The sequence below is a fragment of the Streptomyces sp. 2131.1 genome (assembly GCF_900105515.1).
GTDB classification, from domain to species: domain Bacteria; phylum Actinomycetota; class Actinomycetes; order Streptomycetales; family Streptomycetaceae; genus Streptomyces; species Streptomyces drozdowiczii.
The window spans coordinates 6,581,957-6,601,037 of the sequence record NZ_FNSY01000001.1 but is presented as its reverse complement, the minus strand read 5'-3'; the positions used below and the strand labels follow the sequence as shown (position 1 = coordinate 6,601,037).

7 protein-coding genes are annotated in these 19,081 nt (G+C 73.4%); 3 read left to right on the top strand and 4 right to left on the bottom strand.

The features are described 5' to 3' along the window. Positions 1-76: 76 nt before the first annotated feature. Positions 77-3,451: a pyruvate carboxylase gene (locus BLW14_RS29325; protein WP_093710132.1), complete on the top strand. Its 3,375-nt coding sequence runs from the start codon at positions 77-79 to the stop codon at positions 3,449-3,451. Positions 3,452-3,548: 97 nt separating this feature from the next. After that, entirely contained in the window at positions 3,549-4,391 is an 843-nt protein-coding gene (gene argB / locus BLW14_RS29320; RefSeq protein ID WP_093710131.1) for an acetylglutamate kinase, read from the top strand. 46 nt (positions 4,392-4,437) lie between these two features. Here argB and BLW14_RS29315 read toward each other — a convergent pair whose 3' ends face one another. Both BLW14_RS29315 and BLW14_RS29310 read right to left on the bottom strand, forming a co-directional pair. Further along, the gene (locus BLW14_RS29315) at positions 4,438-4,968 is read right to left on the bottom strand and encodes a GNAT family N-acetyltransferase (RefSeq protein WP_093710130.1); all 531 of its coding nucleotides are present in this window, start codon (positions 4,966-4,968) and stop codon (positions 4,438-4,440) included. 74 nt (positions 4,969-5,042) lie between these two features. Then, positions 5,043-5,255 carry an MbtH family protein gene (locus tag BLW14_RS29310; protein WP_018102801.1) on the bottom strand — a complete coding sequence of 71 codons (213 nt, stop codon included), beginning with the start codon at positions 5,253-5,255 and terminating at the stop codon, positions 5,043-5,045. A 103-nt stretch (positions 5,256-5,358) separates the two neighbouring features. Here BLW14_RS29310 and BLW14_RS29305 point away from each other — a divergent pair, with 103 nt between their 5' ends. Beyond that, the gene (locus BLW14_RS29305; protein ID WP_256332910.1) at positions 5,359-6,570 is read left to right on the top strand and encodes an alpha/beta hydrolase-fold protein; all 1,212 of its coding nucleotides are present in this window, start codon (positions 5,359-5,361) and stop codon (positions 6,568-6,570) included. On the opposite strand, the gene BLW14_RS29300 is transcribed toward BLW14_RS29305, so the two are convergent. Next, positions 6,500-8,200, bottom strand: coding sequence for an ABC transporter ATP-binding protein (locus BLW14_RS29300; protein ID WP_093710129.1), 1,701 nt, complete (start codon positions 8,198-8,200; stop codon positions 6,500-6,502). The two genes, BLW14_RS29305 and BLW14_RS29300, sit on opposite strands and share 71 nt — an antisense overlap. Beyond that, entirely contained in the window at positions 8,187-19,070 is a 10,884-nt protein-coding gene (locus BLW14_RS29295) for a non-ribosomal peptide synthetase (protein ID WP_093710128.1), read from the bottom strand. The genes BLW14_RS29300 and BLW14_RS29295 overlap by 14 nt, the downstream gene beginning before the upstream one ends. Positions 19,071-19,081: the final 11 nt, after the last annotated feature.

The following is a 19,081-nucleotide window of genomic DNA, read 5'->3' as shown; positions in this document are numbered from 1 at the left end:
CCGACGCGGAATCGCGTGTCCTCGCCGTACCGCCCGTCCTTGACGCCACACGCTCGTGACACGACTGGGGAGTTTGATGTTCGACAAGGTATTGGTCGCCAACCGCGGGGAGATCGCGATCCGCGCGTTCCGCGCGGCCTTCGAGCTCGGCATCTCCACCGTGGCCGTGTATCCGCACGAGGACCGCAACTCCCTGCACCGGGCGAAGGCGGACGAGGCCTACCGGATCGGTGAGCCGGGGCATCCCGTGCGGGCGTACCTGTCGGTGGACGAGGTGGTGAAGGCGGCCCGGAAGGCGGGCGCGGACGCGATCTACCCCGGTTACGGCTTCCTGTCGGAGAACCCGGACCTGGCGGCGGCGTGCGCGGAGGCGGGCATCACCTTCGTCGGGCCGCCGGCCTCGGTGCTGAATCTGACGGGCAACAAGTCCCGCGCGGTGGCAGCGGCCCGGGACGCGGGTGTGCCGGTCCTCAAGTCGTCCGAGCCGTCGGAGGACGTGGACGCCCTGGTCGCCGCCTCGGAGGAGATCGGCTTCCCGGTCTTCGTGAAGGCGGTCGCCGGCGGCGGCGGGCGCGGCATGCGCCGGGTGGCGGAGCCGGGCGAGCTGCGCGAGGCGATCGACGCGGCGATGCGCGAGGCGCGGTCGGCGTTCGGGGACGCGACGGTGTTCCTGGAGCAGGCGGTGATCAACCCCCGCCACATCGAGGTGCAGATCCTGGCCGACGCCGAGGGCAACGTGGTGCACCTGTACGAGCGGGACTGCTCGCTCCAGCGCCGCCACCAGAAGGTCGTCGAGATCGCACCGGCCCCGAATCTGGACCCGGAGCTGCGGGACCGGATCTGCGCGGACGCGGTCGCCTTCGCCCGGAACATCGGGTACGTGAACGCGGGCACCGTCGAGTTCCTCGTCGACGAGCGCGGCAACCACGTCTTCATCGAGATGAACCCGCGCATCCAGGTCGAGCACACGGTGACGGAGCAGGTCACCGGGCGGGACCTGGTGATCGCGCAGCTGCGGATCGCGGCAGGCATGACGCTGCCCGAACTGCGGCTGTCCCAGGAGGACATCGCCCTCAACGGGACCGCGATGCAGTGCCGCATCACGACGGAGGACCCGGTCAACGGCTTCCGCCCGGACACCGGCACCATCTCCGCGTACCGCTCCCCCGGCGGCCCCGGCGTCCGGCTGGACGGCGGGACCGTCCACACGGGCGCGGAGGTGTCGGCGCACTTCGACTCGATGCTGGTGAAGCTGACCTGCCACGGCCACGACTTCACCAACGCGGCCCGCCGGGCGCGCCGGGCCATCGCCGAGTTCCGCATTCGCGGGGTGGCGACGAACCTGCCGTTCCTGGGCGCGGTCCTCGACCACCCGGACTTCCGGGCGGGGCGCATCACGACCTCCTTCATCGACGAGCACCCGGAGCTGATCCGGGCCCGTCCGTCGGCCGACCGCGGCAGCCGGATGCTCAGCTACCTGGCGGAGACGACGGTCAACCGCCCGTACGGGCCGCGGCCTTCGGTCATCGACCCGGCGGACAAGCTGCCCGCCCTGCCGCCGGGGACGCCGCCGCCCGGTTCTCGGCAGCGCCTCGCCGAGCTGGGTCCGGAGGCGTTCGCGGCCGAGCTGCGGGCGCAGTCGGCCGTAGCGGTCACGGACACCACGTTCCGCGACGCCCATCAGTCGCTGCTCGCCACCCGGGTCCGTACCCGGGACCTGCTGGCCGTGGCCCCTCAGGTCGCGCACACCGTGCCGCAGTTGCTGAGCCTGGAGTGCTGGGGCGGCGCGACCTACGACGTGGCGCTGCGGTTCCTCGCGGAGGACCCGTGGGAGCGGCTGGTCAAGCTGCGTGAGGCGGTGCCCAACATCTGTACGCAGATGCTGCTGCGCGGCCGCAACACGGTCGGATACACGCCGTACCCGACCGAGGTCACCGAGGCGTTCGTCTCCGAGGCGGCCTCGGCCGGGATGGACATCTTCCGCATCTTCGACGCCCTCAACGACGTGTCGCAGATGCGTCCGGCGATCGACGCGGTACGCGCCACGGGAACCTCGCTGGCGGAGGTGGCGCTGTGCTACACCGCCGACCTGTCGGACCCGGGCGAGACCCTGTACACGCTGGACTACTACCTGCGGCTCGCGGAGCAGATCGTGGAGGCGGGCGCCCATGTGCTCGCCATCAAGGACATGGCGGGGCTGCTGCGCCCGCCGGCCGCGCGCACCCTGGTCACGGCGCTGCGCGAGCGGTTCGACCTGCCGGTGCACCTGCACACCCACGACACGGCGGGCGGTCAGCTGGGCACGCTGATCGCCGCGATCGACGCCGGGGTGGACGCGGTGGACGCGGCCGTGGCGTCGATGGCCGGCACCACCAGCCAGCCGCCGCTGTCCGCGCTGGTGGCGGCGACGGACCACACGGAGCGCGCGACGGGCCTGTCCCTCCAGGCGGTCGGCGACCTGGAGCCGTACTGGGAGGCGACCCGCAAGGTGTACGCCCCGTTCGAGTCGGGGCTGGCCTCGCCTACGGGCCGGATCTACCACCACGAGATCCCGGGCGGCCAGCTGTCCAACCTGCGGCAGCAGGCCATCGCGCTGGGCCTCGGGGACCGCTTCGAGCTGATCGAGGACTGCTACGCGGCGGCCGACCGGATGCTGGGCCGGCTGGTGAAGGTGACCCCGTCCTCGAAGGTGGTCGGTGATCTGGCGCTGCACCTGGTGGGCGCGGGTGTGGGGGCCGCCGACTTCGAGTCGGACCCGGGCAAGTTCGACGTACCGGATTCGGTGATCGGGTTCCTCCGCGGTGAGCTTGGCGACCCGCCCGGCGGCTGGCCCGAGCCGTTCCGCACCCGGGCGCTCCAGGGCCGGCCCGAGAAGGCGCAGACGCCGCACCTGTCGGACGAGGACCGCGAGGCGCTGCGCGAGTCGCCGCGCGCGACGCTGAACCGGCTGCTGTTCCCGGGCCCGACCAAGGAGTTCACCGCCCATCGGGAGGCGTACGGCGACACCTCGGTGCTGTCGACGCAGGACTTCCTGTACGGGCTGGAGCCGGAGACCGAGCATCCGGTCACCCTCGAACCGGGGGTGACGCTGCTGATCGAGCTGGAGGCCATCTCCGAGGCGGACGAGCGCGGTTTCCGCAGCGTACTGACCACGCTCAACGGCCAGTTGAGGCCGGTGTCGGTGCGGGACAGGTCGGTGGCGACCGAGGTGAAGGCGGCCGAGAAGGCGGACCGCTCCGACCAGGGCCATGTGGCGGCGCCGTTCGCCGGGGTGGTGACGCTCCAGGTGGAGGAGGGCGCGTCGGTGTCGGCGGGCCAGACGGTCGCCACCATCGAGGCGATGAAGATGGAGGCGTCGATCACCGCGCAGTCGGCCGGGGTGGTGCGCCGCCTGGCGATCGGACGGGTCCAGCAGGTGGAGGCCGGCGACCTGCTCATCGAGATCGGCTGACCGACCCCCGGGTAACGCCCGCCGGCGGAGGAAACGTCCTCCGCCGGCGGGCTTCTTCTTGACCACCACCAAGGCAATTAAGGTTAGGCTAAGCTAAATGGAAGAGGAATCGGGACCGGTCGTCGTCATCAAGTTCGGCGGCAACGCCATGGTCGACGCACAGCTGCAACAGGCCTTCGCCCAGGACGTCGTGGAGCTGCTACGGTCTGGCCTGCGTCCGGTCGTCGTGCACGGCGGCGGACCCCAGATCAGCGCGATGCTGGACCGGCTCGGACTGGAGAGCCGCTTCGAGGCCGGCCTGCGGGTGACCACCGCGGAGACCATGGAGGTCGTCCGCATGGTCCTGTCGGGCCGCGTCCAGCGCGAACTGGTGGGCCACATCAACAGCCACGGCCCGTACGCCGTCGGCCTGACCGGCGAGGACGCGCACACGATGACGGCCGTGCGGCGGGCCGCCCGGGTGGACGGCGTAGCGGTGGACATCGGCCAGGTCGGGGACATCGCCGAGGTCAACCCCGCCATGGTGCGCGCCCTCCTGACGCAGGGTCACATACCTGTGGTCTCCCCCGTGGCCCGGGGCGAGGACGGGCAGATCTACAACGTCAACGCGGATCTCGCCGCCTCGGCCCTCGCCGTGGCGCTCGGCGCGGAACGGCTGGTGGTCCTCACGGACGTGGCGGGGCTGTACGCGGACTGGCCGCACAGCACCGAGGTGATCACCCATCTGACGGCGGACGCGCTGGACGGGCTGCTGCCCGGCCTGGCGAGCGGGATGCTGCCGAAGATGGAGGGCTGCCTGCGGGCCGTACGGGGCGGGGTGGGCCGGGCGGACGTGCTGGACGGGCGGGCGCCGCACGCGGTGCTGCGTGGCGTCCTCGACGGGAACGCCACGGGGACCACGGTGGTGTTGGACGAGGACCACGTCGCGAGCCCGGTCTGACGGTAAAGGGCGCCGGACCGGGCTCACGTGCGGCCCGGCGCCCGGTTCAGGGGGTGCGGGTGAGAATCAGCGCGTTGCGCCGGGGATCCAGCGATCCGGCCCAGGCGCACGGCGCCTGACGGGCCGTCGCGGGCGCGAAGCCGTACCGGCGGAACAGCCTGCCGTCCCCGGTGGTCGCGGTGAAGAGGGCGCCGAGCGACTGGGTGCGCGCCATGGCCAGCGCGGTCCGCAGGAGCGCGGCCCCGGTCCCGCGTCCCTGCCGGTGCCCGGCGACGCAGAAGTTGTAGAGGACGCCCACGGGCGCCTCGGGCGCGTCCACCGGCGCCCCCTCCCCCGCGTACACCCGCAGGCCCACACAGCCGTCCAGGCCGCCGTCGGTGCCGGGTACCACGAGGAACTCGGCGGCGCGGGCCGCGTAGAGGGAGTCGGGCCGCTCGCGCAGGGCGCCCGAGCGGGCGAACGGCCGGGACAGCTCCGCGAGCGCGGCGGCGTCGCCGGACGCGGCGGCCCGGACGCGCGGCGCCCGCCGGAGCGACGGGGCGGGCAGGGGTACGGGGCGCGGCGCGGCCGTGGTCAAGACGGTCCTTCCTCGGTGCCACAGGGCAGGTGCGCTCCGGCGGGCCGTCCCGCCGGAGCGTGTCGTCGCGGAGGTCAGGCGTCCATCGACGCGGCGAGCGAACGGGGCCGCAGATCCGTCCAGTTGGCCTCCACGTACTCCAGACACGCCTCGCGTGTGTTCTCCTCGAAGGCGACCGTCCAGCCACCGGGCACCTCGGCGAAGGACGGCCACAGGGAGTGCTGGCCCTCGTCGTTCACCAGGACCAGAAACCGGCCTTCGGGGTCGTCGAACGGGTTGGTGCTCATACGGGCAGTGCCTCCTCATCAAGGAAAAACAAGCTTAGGTTAGGCTCGCCTAACTGGTCGTGAGCTTAGCCTTTTCCTTCCCCCCTGCACAAGGAGACCCCTCATGCCCTCCGCCGATCCCACGGATCAGGTCGTGGCCGCCGCCGAGAGCCCCTTCGCCGCGTTCGGGCTGCCGGGCGAACCCGGTTCCGAGGCGTTCTGGGCGGCGGCCCGGACGCCCGCCTCGCGGCCCGGTGCGAACAGCGGCTGGACGACGCTGTTCCTCTGGCGCGGCGGCCCGGCCGACATAGTCTTCGAGAGCTGGACGCGGGACCCGCTGCCGCTGCGCCGGTGGGGCGCCACCGACTGCTGGTACGCGGAGGTGCCGATGCCCGCGCGGATGCGGGTGACTTACCGGTTCATCACGGACGAGGGGGCGCACGCCGACCCGCTCAACCCGTCCGCCGCCGGTGGCGACCGCTCGATCGCGGCCACCCCGGATGCCCCGGCACAGCCCTACTGGCCCCTCGTCGGCGCGGACGACGTCCTGCCCGTGCCCAGTGCCCGGCTGCGCTGGGCCTCCGCACGGCTCGGCGGGCGCCGCACGGTGCGCGTGCACCCGGTGGCCGGCGGCGGGCCCGTGGTGCTGCTGCTCGACGGGGACGACTGGCTGTATCTGCACCCGGCGACGACCGCGTTCGAGGCGGCCGTCGCGGACGGGGCGCTGCCGCCGGTCACGCTCGTCTTCCTGCCGGCCAAGGACCGGGTGGGCGAGTTCACGTGCCGGCCGGAGCTGTGGGAGGCGGTCCGCGACGAACTGCTGCCCCTGGTCGCGGAGTCCGGCGTGCCCGCCGACCCGGGGACGCTGGTGGTCGCGGGGCAGAGCCTCGGCGGACTCAGCGCGCTGTACGCCGCGTTGGAGTTCCCGGAGCTGGTGACCCGGGTCGCCTGCCAGTCCGGGTCGTTCTGGTGGGCGCCCGACTGCGCGGAGCGCACGGACCTGCTGGACGGCCCGGTCGGCGGCGCCCTCGCCGGCCGGCTGCGGGAGCGCCCCGACCTGTCGGGCCTGCGCATCGCGTTCGACGTGGGGGAACACGAGACGCGGATGCTCCCGCACTGCGCGGAGGTCGAGGCCCTGACCGAGCGGGCCGGAGCGGTCGTGAAGGTGGAGCGGTCCCCCTCGGATCACGACCGCGCGGGCTGGCGGCACGCGCTCCTCCGGGACGTCGCCTGGGCGCTCGCCCAGAGCAGGAGGAAGCCAGGCGTCACCGCGCCACGGCCAGGCAGTACGCCTCGTTCGTGGACAGGAGGTTGCGGTGGGTGTCCTCGGCCGTGATGACGCCGTCGTCAAGGACGAGGACCCGGTCGGCGGCGTCCAGGACGGCCGGGCTGCTGGTGACGACCACGGTGGTCCGGCCCCGGCGCAGTTTCGCGATGTTGCGCGCGATGAGCTGTTCGGTCACCGCGTCGACCGCCGTGGTGGGGTTGTGGAGCACCAGGATCTCCGCGTCGGCGGCCAGGGCGCGGGCCAGTGAGAGCCGCTGGCGCTGGCCCCCGGAGAGGTTCGCGCCCCGGTCGCGGATGGCGTAGTCGAGGCCCTCGCGGTGGAGGGCGACGACGTCGGTCAGCATGGACGCCTCGACAGCCTCCGGCAACATGGTGCTGGTGCCCGAGGGGTCGATGTTCGTACGGAGGGTGCCGGCGAAGATCTCCCCGTCGTACGGGTTCACCAGCAGGTGCTCCCGGACCGCCTCGGCCGACAGGTCCGTGAGCTCCTGGCCGCCGACCCGTACCACTCCCTCGTACGCCTCCGGCGGCACGGCCAGGGCGAGGACCGCCGCGAAGTCGGCGGCGGCGCGCGGCTGGTAGGCGGCGACGGCCACGAACTCCCCGGCGGCCACCTCGAACTCGAGGCCGCGCAGCGTCCCGTGGCAGAGGCCGTCGATCTCCAGCGATCCGCCCGGCTCGGGGCTCCCGGTCCCCGGTGTGGTGACCGGGGGCGCAGAGAGGACCAGAGCCATGCGCTCGGCCGAAGCGCGCGCCATCATCACGTACTTGGGCATCTCGGAGAACAGCTTCAGCGGCTCCATGATGAACTGCGCCAGGCCCACCGCCATGACGAGTTCGCCGATGTTGATGTGCCCGGCGAAGGCCAGGTACCCGGCCGTGAGGGTGACGGCGGTGGCGAGGCCCGCGTTCAGGGCCAGTGCCGTGCCCGCGTACACCCCGTTGATCCGGGCGACCGTGACCGACTGCTGCTTGGCCTCGGTGCTGACGCGGCGGTACGAACCGAACGCGGCGTGGTTGCCGCCGAAGCCGTGCAGCGGGCGCAGACCGGTGATCAGGTCGGCGACCTTGGCACCGGCGCGCGCGACCCGGGCCTGCTGCTCCTGGGTGCTCGCGCCTATCCGCCGGGACATCACGCTCAGCACGGACAGGATCGCCACCGTGCCGACGATCACGAGCAGCCCGAGCCGTATGTCGGCGAGCCCGAGCGCGACGGCGGCCACCAGGACCGCGACCATCGAGCTGATCAGCAGCGGCACCACCTCGATGATGTCTGCGGTCTGGTCGGCGTCCTCGGTGGCGATGGTCAGGACCTCGCCGGACTTCAGGTCCACGTCCCGGGCGACGGGCTGGAGCCCGCAGCCCGCGACCCGTACCCGCCACCGGTGCGCCTCGGTCGTGTTGGCCTTCTGGAGGACGCGCATCCCGAACCGCCAGGACAGCGAGACGGTCGTGATGATCACGGCCAGCGCGCCGATCGACAGGCCGAGCGCGGTCGCGCTGCGGTGCTGCAGGGTGTGCTCGACGATCAGGCCGAGCGCGATCGGGAAGGCGGTCTCCCCGGCCTGGTAGAGGCCCATGAGGACGGTGCCCCAGGCCATGGCGCCGACGTTGCGCCGCAGGGCGGTACGCAGGATGGCGGCGCCCTGACGGGGCCGGGGGGTGTCAGGAGTGTTCATCGATGTGGCCGGCAATCGCTTCGGGGGTTCGCAGGGTGAGCAGGTCGCGGACGGTGATCACTGGACCGTACTCCCGCCGGAGCAGCCCGATCAGCCGGACCGCCAGCATGGAGTGTCCGCCGAGGGAGACGAAGTCGCTGACCGCGCTCACCTCCTCGTCGTCCAGGTCGAGCGCTTCGGCGAAGAACTCGCACACCGTGATCTCGGTCCCGGTCTCCGGTGCGCGCTCCCCCGCCCCGGCCAGCACGCCGAGCGGCTTCGGCTCGGGCAGTGCCCTGGTGTCGGCCTTGCCGTTCACGGTGAGCGGGATGCCGTCCACCTCGGCGTAGTGGGAGGGGCGCAGGAAGTCCGGAAGCGCGACGCCCACTTCGGCGGCGACGGCCGCCAGATCGGAGCCGTCGAGCACGAGGTAGGCGGCCAGCCGATGGGCCCCGTCGACTTGGGGGTCGGGCTGGGCGACGGCGGCGGCGAACCGGACCGCCGGGTGCGCGGCGAACGCTGCCTCGACCTCGCCGAGTTCGACGCGGTGGCCGCGGATCTTGACCTGCTGGTCGGTGCGGCCGAGGTAGGCGAGGTTGCCGTCGGGCCGTCGGACGACCAGGTCGCCGGTGCGGTACATACGCTCGCCGGGCGCGCCGAACGGGCAGGCGACGAACCGGTGGGCGGTCTGGGCGGACTGGCCGAGGTAGCCGCGCGCGATGCCGACGCCCGCCACGTACAGCTCGCCCGGGACCCCGTCGGGCAGCGGTCGCAGCCACGGGTCGAGGACGTACACCTCGGTGTTGTCGATGGCCACGCCCACCACCGGGTCCTGGCACTCGAAGGTGCCGACGCCGAGGGTGTTGATGGTGTACTCGGTGGGCCCGTAGAGGTTGTAGCCGACGGTGCCCTCGGTGTCCGCGAGCCGCTGCCAGAGGCCCGGGGTGACGGCCTCGCCGCCGAGCAGCACCAGCGCGGGCCGCCGCCGGGGGTCGTCGAGCAGCCCTTCCGCGACCAGTTGCTGCGCGTAGGTCGGGGTCACGTTGATGACGTCGATGCCGTGGTCGAGGCAGTACGCGACGAGCCGGGGCGCGTCGCGGCGCAGCTCCTCGTCGCAGATGTGCACCTCGTGTCCGTCGGCGAGCCAGAGCAGCTCCTCCCACGACATGTCGAACGCGAACGACACGGTGTGCGCGATCCGGAAGGTGCGGTGGCCTTGCTCCGCCAGGACGGGTTCGAAGATCCGGCGCTGGTGGTTGATCAGCATGTTGGTGAGCCCGGCGTACTCGGTCACCACACCCTTGGGCCGGCCGGTGGAGCCGGAGGTGTAGATCGTGTACGCGGGATGCCGCAGCCGGTCCGGGTCGCCGGGCGCGAAGGTGGTGTGCGGCTCGGCGACGGGCAACGGGCGGTCCAGCTCGATCAGTTCGCCGGTGAGGCGGGGCGCGACGGTGCTCACGGTGAGGGTCACCTCGGGCCGGGCATCCGCGACGATCGCCGCGATCCGCTCGTCCGGGTGGTCCAGCTCCAGCGGCACGTACGCGGCGCCGGTGCGCAGCACGGCGAACAGCGCCACGATGGAGTCCAGCGAGCGCGGTACGGCGATGCCCACCGCCGTCTCCGGCCCGATGCCGCGTCCGGCGAGCACCCCGGCCACCTCGCGGCTGCGGTCCCGGAGCCGGCCGAAGGTCATGGCCGCGCCGCCGGCGACGAGCGCGACGCGGTCGGGGTGGCGGTCGGCCGCCCGGTCGAAGCGGTCGACGACGGTGTCCGTGCCGACGTCGGTGCGGACGGCGGGCTCGGGCGCCGGTTCGAGGCCCGGCAGGGCGCCGAGCGGGCCGGTGGCCCGGGCCAGGTCCTCCAGCACCCGCATGTAGTCGTCGAGGAGGCGGCGGGCGCCCGCTGGGTCGTCGTCGCGGTGTTCCAGCTTCACGGTGAGCCGGTCGCCGGGGGTGACCACCCAGGTGAACGGGTAGTGCGTCGAGTCGTCGGCCTGTACGGAGGTGATGCCGTGCCGGGCGTTGATCCCGGCGAGGGCGTCCAGGTCCAGGAAGTTCTGGAGGACGAAGATGTTGTCGAACAGGGTGCCGTGGCCGCCGGCGCGCTGGATCTCGCCGAGTCCCAGGTGCTCGTGCTCCATCGCCTCGACCCGGGCGGCCTGGACGGCGGCGAGGTACTCCCCCGCCGTGTCCTGCGGCCGGGCGCGGGTCCACATGGGCACGGTGTTGAGGAGGACGCCGACGACGTCGGACAGGTCCTCGCCCTCGCGCCCGGAGACGGTCACGCCGAACACCGCGTCACCGCGGCCGGTGTGTGCCCCGAGCAACAGGCCGAACGCGCCGGTGAGCACGGTGTTGAGGGTGACGCCGTGCGCCTTGGCGGCGTCCCGCAGCAGGTCGGAGAGTTCGGTGGACAGGGTGTGCAGGATCGCGTGCGGCAGCTCGTCCGTGCGGGGCGGCCGGGGCCCGGCGAGCAGCGTCGGGCCGGTCAGGCCGCTCAAGTGCTCCGCCCAGAAGCGCTCCGACACGGTGGAATCCCTGGCGGCCAGCTCGCGGGCGTAGTCCTCGAAGCCGGGTGTACGGGGCGTGGCGTCGGTCAGGGGTTCGCCCGCGACGAGGGTCGCGTAGGCGTCGAAGAGGTCCCGCAGCAGGATCTCCCGGGACCAGCCGTCCCACAGCAGCAGGTGATAGCTGAGCAGCAGGCTGTCGCGGCCGTCGGGCAGGCGGAACACGGTGAGCCGGATCAGCGGCGGCTCGCCGGGGTCGAACCCGGTGTCGCGGTCCCGGGCGCGCAGCGCGTCGGCCTCGGCCTCGGACTCTGCGTCGACCGTGCGGACTGCGACGCGGGTGCCGGCCCGGAGGATCTGGACCGGGTTGCCGTCGTCGTCGGTGGTGAACCCGGCGCCGACGACCGGGTGCCGGGCGATGACGTACGCCATCGCGTCGGCCAGTGAGCCGGTGTCGAGGCGCCGGTCGAAGGTGAAGTGGCTCTGGGCGACGTAGTGCCCGGTCGCGCCGGTCAGCTGGGCCTGGAAGTACAGGCCGCGCTGGAGCGGGGTGACCGGTGCGGTGCGCTCGGCGGTCGCGGCGGTGTCCGCGAGGTGTTCCAGGGCCGCACGCCAGTGGCCGGTGAGCGCGTCGGGGACGCCGTCGGCGAGGGTGAACGCGGCGTGCAGGCTGCCGGTGGTGGCGTCGGTCCAGGCGTTGACCTCGACGGCGTACGGACTGTGGCCCTCGCCTCCGGTGATCTGCGGGACGTCGGACTCGCCGCCCCGGCCGAGGTAGTTGAACAGCACCTGCGGGCGGGCGGTCAGCAGGGGCGCGGTCTGCGGGTTGAGGTATCTGAGCCGGCCATAGGCGACGTGTCCGTGCTCGTCGGGGTGCCGGGCCGCGGCCTCCCGGGCCGCCGCGACGGGGTCGGTGTGCGGGGTGAGCCGTACGGGGGCGATGGAGGTGAACCAGCCGACCGTACGGGTGTAGTCGTGGTGGTCCAGGGCGGGGACGCGGCCGTGCCGCTCCAGATCGACCGCGAGGTCGGTGGGCTCGGGCTGGACGCGGGTCAGGGCGGTGCGCAGGGCGCCGCAGAGCAGTTCGGTGACGCCGATGCCCAGTGCGGCGGGCGCGGTGCGGGTCACCCGGTCGCTCACCTCGGGGTCCAGGACCACGGTCGTCTCGCGCAGCTCCCCCGTCCCGGGCAGCGCGGCGGGGGCGTCGAGCACGGTGATCCAGTCGCCCAGGCCCTCGGTGGTATGCGCGGCTTGCGCGGTGAGCGCGTCGGCGTACTCGGCGTAGGAGGTGGTCGCGGGCGGCAGGGCCTCCCCGCGCAGGGCGGTGGCCAGGTCGTCGAGGACGATCAGCCAGGACACCGTGTCGACGGCGAGGTGGTGCGCGGTGACGACGAGGGTCCGGGTGGCGGCCAGCCAGGTGAACGCGACGACCTCGCCGGTCGCGGGGTTCAGGCGTGCGGCGGCCTCGTTGGCGGCGACCGCGGGTTCGCCGGTGTCCGCGTGGACGACGGTGACCTCGCGTGCGGGCTCGATGTGCGGGGTCCAGACGCCGTGGGCGGTGTCCAGGCGCATGCGCAGGGCCGGGTGGGCGGCCACGACGGCGTGCGCGGCGCGTTCGATGTCGGCGGGCGTGGTGCCCTCGGCCGTCACCAGTGTCCGGGCCTGGGCGAACCCGTCGAGGCTGCCGCCGAGTTCGCGGCGGCGCAGGATGATGGGCGTCGGCGCGAAGGGCCCGTCGTCGCGGCGCTTCCGCTCGGGGGCGGCGGTGTGCGGGGCGCGCGAGCGCAGCTCCCCGGCGAGGGCGCGCGGGGTCTTGCACAGGAAGACGTCACGGGGCGCGATGGCCAGACCGAGCGCCCTGGCGCGGTTGATGACGGTGATCGCGACGATGCTGTCACCGCCCGCCATGAAGAAGTCGGTGTCCTCGTCGACGGCGGCGCCCGGCAGTACCTCGGCGAAGATCGCGGTCAGCGCGGTGAGCGCGGAGTCGGCCGCCGGCGCGGGGGCCGTGTCCGCGTGTGTGGCGGCCTGTGCGGTCAGCGCCTTGCGGTCGAGCTTGCCGTTGACCGTGAGCGGGAGGGCGTCGACGGTCAGCACCCGGCCGGGCACCATGTGCACGGGCAGCTTCGCCGCGAGCAGGGCGCCGAGGTCGCCGGGGAGCCGGCCCACGACGTGCGCGATCAGCTGGTCCCCGTCGGCCGACGGGGAGACCGCCACGTCGACCACGCCGTCCAGCTCCCGGACCGCCGCCTCGACCTCGCCGAGCTCGATCCGGAAGCCCTTGAGCTGCACCTGGTCGTCGGCGCGTCCGGCGAACTCCAGCTCGCCGTCGAGCGCGCGGCGGGCCAGGTCGCCCGTGTGGTACATCCGGGAGCCGTCGTCCGCGAAGGGGTTGGCCACGAACCGCCCGGCGGTGAGACCGGGGCGGCCCAGGTAGCCGAGCGACACCTGGTCACCGGCCACGTAGATGGCGCCCACCGTGCCCGGCGGGACCGGGCGGAGCCGGTCGTCGAGCAGGTAGGTGGCCAGGCCGGGGACCGGGCCGCCGATGGGGCTGACGTCGGCGCCGAAGTCCGCGTCGGTGAGGACCCGGTGGGTGACGTGGACGGTGGTCTCGGTGATGCCGTACATGTTGACCAGCTCGGGCGACCCGGTGCCGTACCGCTCCACCCAGCCGCGCAGCCGTACGGGATCGAGCGCCTCGCCGCCGAAGATGACCCGGCGCAGCGCGGTGGCCCGTTCCCCGGCGTGCCGGTCGGCCTCGATGAACTGGTAGAAAGCCGACGGGGTCTGGTTGAGCACGGTCACCCCGCGCTCGCGCACCAGCCGGTGGAAGTCGACCGGGGAGCGGGTCAGCCCGTAGTCCGGAACCAGCAGCTCCCCGCCGTGCGCCAAGGCGCCCCACAGCTCCCAGACGGCGAAGTCGAAGGAGTACGAGTGGAACTGCACCCACACGTCGTCGGGCCCGAAGTCCATGTCGGCGCGGGTGTTGGCGAGCAGCGCGACCACGCTCAGGTGCGGGACGACGACGCCCTTGGGCCGGCCGGTCGATCCCGAGGTGTAGATGACGTACGCGGGGTGGTGCGGGGCGGGCCCCGTCCGGGTCGCAGGTACCTCGCCGGGGTCGGGTTCGTCACCGAGGACGAGCACCCGGGCCGGGACGCCCGCCCGCTCCAGGAGCCCGGTGAAGCGCTCGCGCTCGTCGGGGCCGACCAGGACGGCCTGCGGGGCGGCGTCGCCGAGGATGTACTCCAGCCGCTCGTCCGGATACGCCTGGTCGAGCGGTACGTAGGCGCCGCCCGCCGAGACGATGGCGATGAGCGCGGTGACCTGCTCCAGGGAGCGCGGGACGGCGACGGCGACGCGCAGCCCCGGCCGGACACCGGCGGCGTGCAGGGTCGCGGCCAACCGGTCCTTGGCGGCGGCGAGTTCGCCGTAGGTCAGCGAGTCGGTGGTGCCGTCGAGGCCGCACCGGGTGACGGCGGTGGCGGCCGGGTCGCGCCGGGCGGCGGCGTCGAACAGCGCGTCCAGCGTGGTGGTGGCGGGGGGCGCGGTCCTCGCCGTCGCCAGCTCACCGACCGGGGTGCCGGGCCGGGTGAGCAGGCCGGTGAGGGTGCGGGTGAACGTGTCGAGGATGCGCCGGGCGCCGGGTTCCCGGAGGAGGGCGCCGTCGTAGATCAGGTTGAAGCGGGGGCGGCCGTCGGACGCGCGCTCCACCACCAGGGTCAGCGGATAGTGCGGCGCACCCTCGTTGACGATGGCGGTGATGAACAGCTCGTCGTCCGGGCCGCGCAGGGCGGCCACGTCGGTGGCGACGTCGAACACCACCAGGGTGTCGAACCGGGCACCGGCGCCCGCCAGCCGGCCGATGCGCGACAGTGAGACGTGCTGGTGCGCGAGGACGGCGCTCTGGTGGTCGCGTACGGACGCGAGCAGGTCACCGGCGGTGGTGGAGGCGGCCCAACGGGCCCGTACCGGAATGGTGTTGATGAAGAGGCCCACCATGTCCGCGATGCCGGGCACATCGGCGTCGCGGCCGGAGACGGTGGAGCCGAAGACCACGTCGTCGCGGTGCAGCAGGCCGCCGAGCGTCACCGCCCAGGCGCTGTGCACGGCCACGCTCAGCGGCACCCCGGCCTCGCGGGCGGCGGTTTCGATGTCGTGGTCGGGTTCCACGGCGGTGTCGGCGAAGGTGTCGGACGGGGTGTGGCCCTCGGCGACCACCGACGGGCCGGGCAGTCCGGCGAGCTGCTCGCCCCAGACCCGGTCGCTCTCCTCGTCGTCGCGGGCGGCGAGCAGGCGTACGTAGTCGGGGAAGCCGCCCACGCGGTAGGCGGCGCCGGGCCGGTGGTACTCGGCCAGCAGCGTGCGGAGCATCGGCGGCACGGACCAGCCGTCGGCGACGATGTGGTGCACGGTCTGCACGAGAACGGTGTGTCCGGGGCCGCCCCGGACGAGGGTGTAGCGCATGAGCGGTCCTGCGGCCAGGTCGAACCCGGCGCGGCGGTCGCGCTCGGCGAGGTCGCGGATCTCCTCGACGGTGATGCCGGGCCGGTCCACGACGGTGAAGGGGGCCTCGGTGCCGCTCACGAGCACGGAGACGACCCGGCCGTCGGCGAGGGCCGTGAAGCGCGCGGCCAGGTTCGGGTACAGGGTGAGCAGCCGGGTGGCGGCGGCCGCCAGCCGTCCGGCGTCCACCTCGCCGTCCAGGGTGAGGAGTTGCTGCTCGACGTAACTGCCCGCCGAGTCGTCGTCGAAGACCGAGTGGAAGTACAGACCCTCCTGGAGCGGGGTCAGCGGCAGGATGTCCCGCAGGGCGGGTCCGTCGAGCGCGTCGACGTCGGCCTGGGTGAGCGGGACGGGCGCGAAGTCGCTGGGCGAGTGCCCGCCGCCGTCGAGCGCGGCCAGGGCGGTCAGGGCGTCCTGGAAGTATCCGCCGAGGGTGTCGATGTCCTCGCCGGTGAACATGCCGTCGGGCCAGGAGACGGTGGTGGCGAGACCGTAGGCGCCGCTCGCGTCGGGTTCGGCGATGGCGTTGAACTCCAGGGCGCGCGGCAGCCGCATGCGCGGGTCGCGCTTCTCGCCCAGTTGCCCGGTGGTGCCGGCGAGCTGCCAGTCGCCGCCGGTGCCCGCGTCGAACCGGCCGAGGTAGTTGAAGAGCACCTGGGGTGCGGGCGTGGAGCCGAGGGCGCCGCGCAGGTGGCGCAGGGCGCCGTAGGACAGGCCGTTGTGCGGGACGCGGGCGAGGTCTTCCTTGACCGCCTTGAGGGCGGCGGCCAGATAACCGGGGTCGGTGAGGTCGGTTGCCCGGCCGGGGTCCACGGTCACGGGGAAGAGGGTGGTGAACCAGCCCACTGTGCGCGACAGGTCGGGCTCGAATCCGGCGGTGGCCGCGACCGCCTGGCCCTCGCGGCCGTGGCCTTCGAGCTCGATGTGCGCGAACGTCTGGTCCTGGCCGTGGTCGCGCCGCCACCTGGCGAGGGCGACGGCGAGCGCGGTGAGCAGGACGTCGTTGACGCCCGCGTGGAACCTGGCGGGGACCTCGCCCAGCAGGGCCGAGGTGGTGGCGGGGCCGAGCGTGAAGGTCCGCTCGCGCTCCCGGGCGACGGTGTCGTTCTCGGACAGGGGGCGGCGGCCCAGCGGTCCGTCGGGGCCCGGCAGGGGGCGCAGGCAGTGGTCGCGGTCGGCGTCGAAGGCTGTGCGGTCGAGCAGTTCGGCCCAGCGGCGGAACGAGGTGCCCTCGCGGGGCAGTGCGACCGGGGCGCCTGCGGCGGACTGCTCCCAGGCGGTGGCCAGGTCCTCGGTCAGGACGCGCCAGGAGACGCCGTCGACGACCACGTGGTGGGCGACCAGGACCAGTTGGCGTGCCTCGCGGCGCCAGACGGCGCGCAGCATGACGCCGTGGTCCGGGTCGAGCCCGGCGGTGGCGCGGGCGACACAGGCGTCGAGCGGTTCGTCACTCTCCTCCCAGGCGGCGACGGCACCGTCCGCCCCGGGTATGTGGAAGCTCAACCGCTCGCCGCGTAGGAGCCGGGCGCGCAGCATGTCGTGCCGGCGGATCACGGCGGTCAGGACGTCGTCGAGCGCGCCTGCGGTCAGGTCGGCCGGGGTGTTGAGCACGACGGACTGCACGAAGCCGTCGATCGCGTCGGTGGTCTCGCCGAGCCATCGCACGATGGGCGTTCCGGTGACGGGTCCGGTCGGTTCGTCGTCGTCCGGGGCCGTGGTGACGTCCTCGCGGCTCGCGACGGCCGCGAGTTCGCCGAGGACGCTGTGGGTGAAGATCTGGCGTGCGGTGACGTGGAACCCGGCCTTGCGCACCGCGCTCAGCAGGGATATCGCCAGGATGCTGTCGCCGCCGAGGCGGAAGAAGTCCTGGTCGACGCCGACCGCGTCCAGCCGGAGCACCTCTGCCGCCGCCGCGCACACGGCGCGCTCCTCGTCGGTGGCGGGCACGGTGACCGGCCCGGTGGTGAGCACGGGCTCGGGCAGCGCGGCCCGGTCGGTCTTGCCGTTGGCGGTGAGCGGGAAGGCGTCGAGCACGACGGTGTGGGTGGGCACCATGTACTCCACCATGTGCGCCTCGGCCCACGCCCGGACGTCCTCGGGGGTCAGCTCCTCGTGTCCGGTGGCGGGGATCACGTACGCCACGAGGTAGGTCCCGCCCGCCGTGTTCTTCCGGGCGACGACGCAGGTGTGCCGTACGCGGGGGTGCTCGGCGAGGCCGGCCTCCACGTCCTCGATCTCCAGCCGCATGCCGCGGATCTTGATCTGGTTGTCGGCGCGGCCGAGGAAGTCCAGCGAGCCGTCCGGCATGAACCGGGCGAGATCGCCCGTGCGGTAGAGCCGGGAGCCGTCCCGCGCGAAGGGGTTGGCCACGAAGCGGGACGCGGTCAGCCCCGGCGCGTTGACGTATCCGCGGCCCAGCAGGAGTCCGCCCGCGTAGAGTTCGCCGCCGACGCCGACGGGCACGGGGCGCAGCTCGTCGTCGAGCACGTAGAGCTGGGTGTTGGGATTCGCCTTGCCGATGGAGGTGGACAGGCGCTCGGCCTCGCCCCGGTAGATGACGTGGGAGACGCCGATCGTCGTCTCGGCGGGGCCGTAGCCGTGGTACAGCGGGATGTCGAGACGGGTGCGGAACCGCTCGTACAGCTCGGGGGTGAGCAGTTCGCCGCCGCACCACACGTGCCGCAGGCTGTCGAGCAGGCCGGTGTCGCCGGTCATCTCCAGCAGCACGTCGAGCATGGACGAGACCAGGTAGGTGAAGGTGACCCGGTGTTCGGCGATCACGCTCAGCAGGTGGTGCGGGTCGCGCTCGCCGCCCGGGCGCAGGACGACCAGGCGGGCGCCGGTGACCAGGGGCAGGAAGATCTCGTTGATGGAGATGTCGAAGGACAGCGGCGCCTTGAACAGCGACGCGTCGTCGTGGCCGAAGCCGAGGACCTCGCGGGACTGCCACAACAGGCGTTCGCTGATGGCCTCGTGGCGGATCATCGCGCCCTTGGGGCGGCCGGTCGAACCGGAGGTGAAGATGACGTACGCGAGTGCTTCCGCCGCGACGGCCACGGCGGGCGGGGCGGTGGGGTGGCCGGCGAAGACCCAGTCGTCGAGGTCGACGCGCACGGCCTCGGGCTCTCCCGGGGCCTGCTCGCCCGAGCCGTTGAGCTGGAGCACGATCCGGGCGTCGTCGACGACGACGGCGCGCCGGGCGGCGGGCCACAGCGGGTCGAGCGGGACGAAAGCGCACCCCGCCTGGAGGGCTCCGAGCAGGCCGATGACCATCTCGGCCGAGCGGCCGAGGGATATCCCGACGACCTGCTCGGCGGTGAGGCCGCGATCGACGAGGTGGTGGGCCAACTGGGCGCTCAGTGCGGCTGCCTGGCGGTACGTCAGGGCGCGGTGCTCGTCCACGATCGCGACGGCGTCCGGCCGGAGCCGCGCCTGCTCGCGGAACAGCTCCACGACGGTGGGCCGCTCCCGGTCCGCGCCGGTGTCGTTCCAGCGGGCCAGGGCCTCGATCCGGGCGGCGTGACCGGAGGGCGCGATGGTGCCGAGCGGCCGGTCGGGGAAGTCCGCGAGGTCGTCCAGGGCCAGCTGCGCCTCGCCCGGCTCCACACCCTCGGGAAGGCCGATGCTGCGGCCGTCGGCGCCCGTCCGCCAACCGACGGGCGCCGTGCCGCCGTTGTCGGCCCAGGCGAGCACATCGGCGAAGAGGGTGGCGGGAGTGAGGTCGATTCCCTCCGGGCTCCGGCCGCTCGCCCAGTACGCCAGGCCGATGGCGCAGGCTTCCGCCAGGGTCCGGTCGTCGCGGTCGCCGGTCCGCCGGCGCAGGTCGGCCAGTCCCCGGGGAGAGAGCCGTACGTGGTGACCGCTCGGTTCCGACATCGAGGACTCCG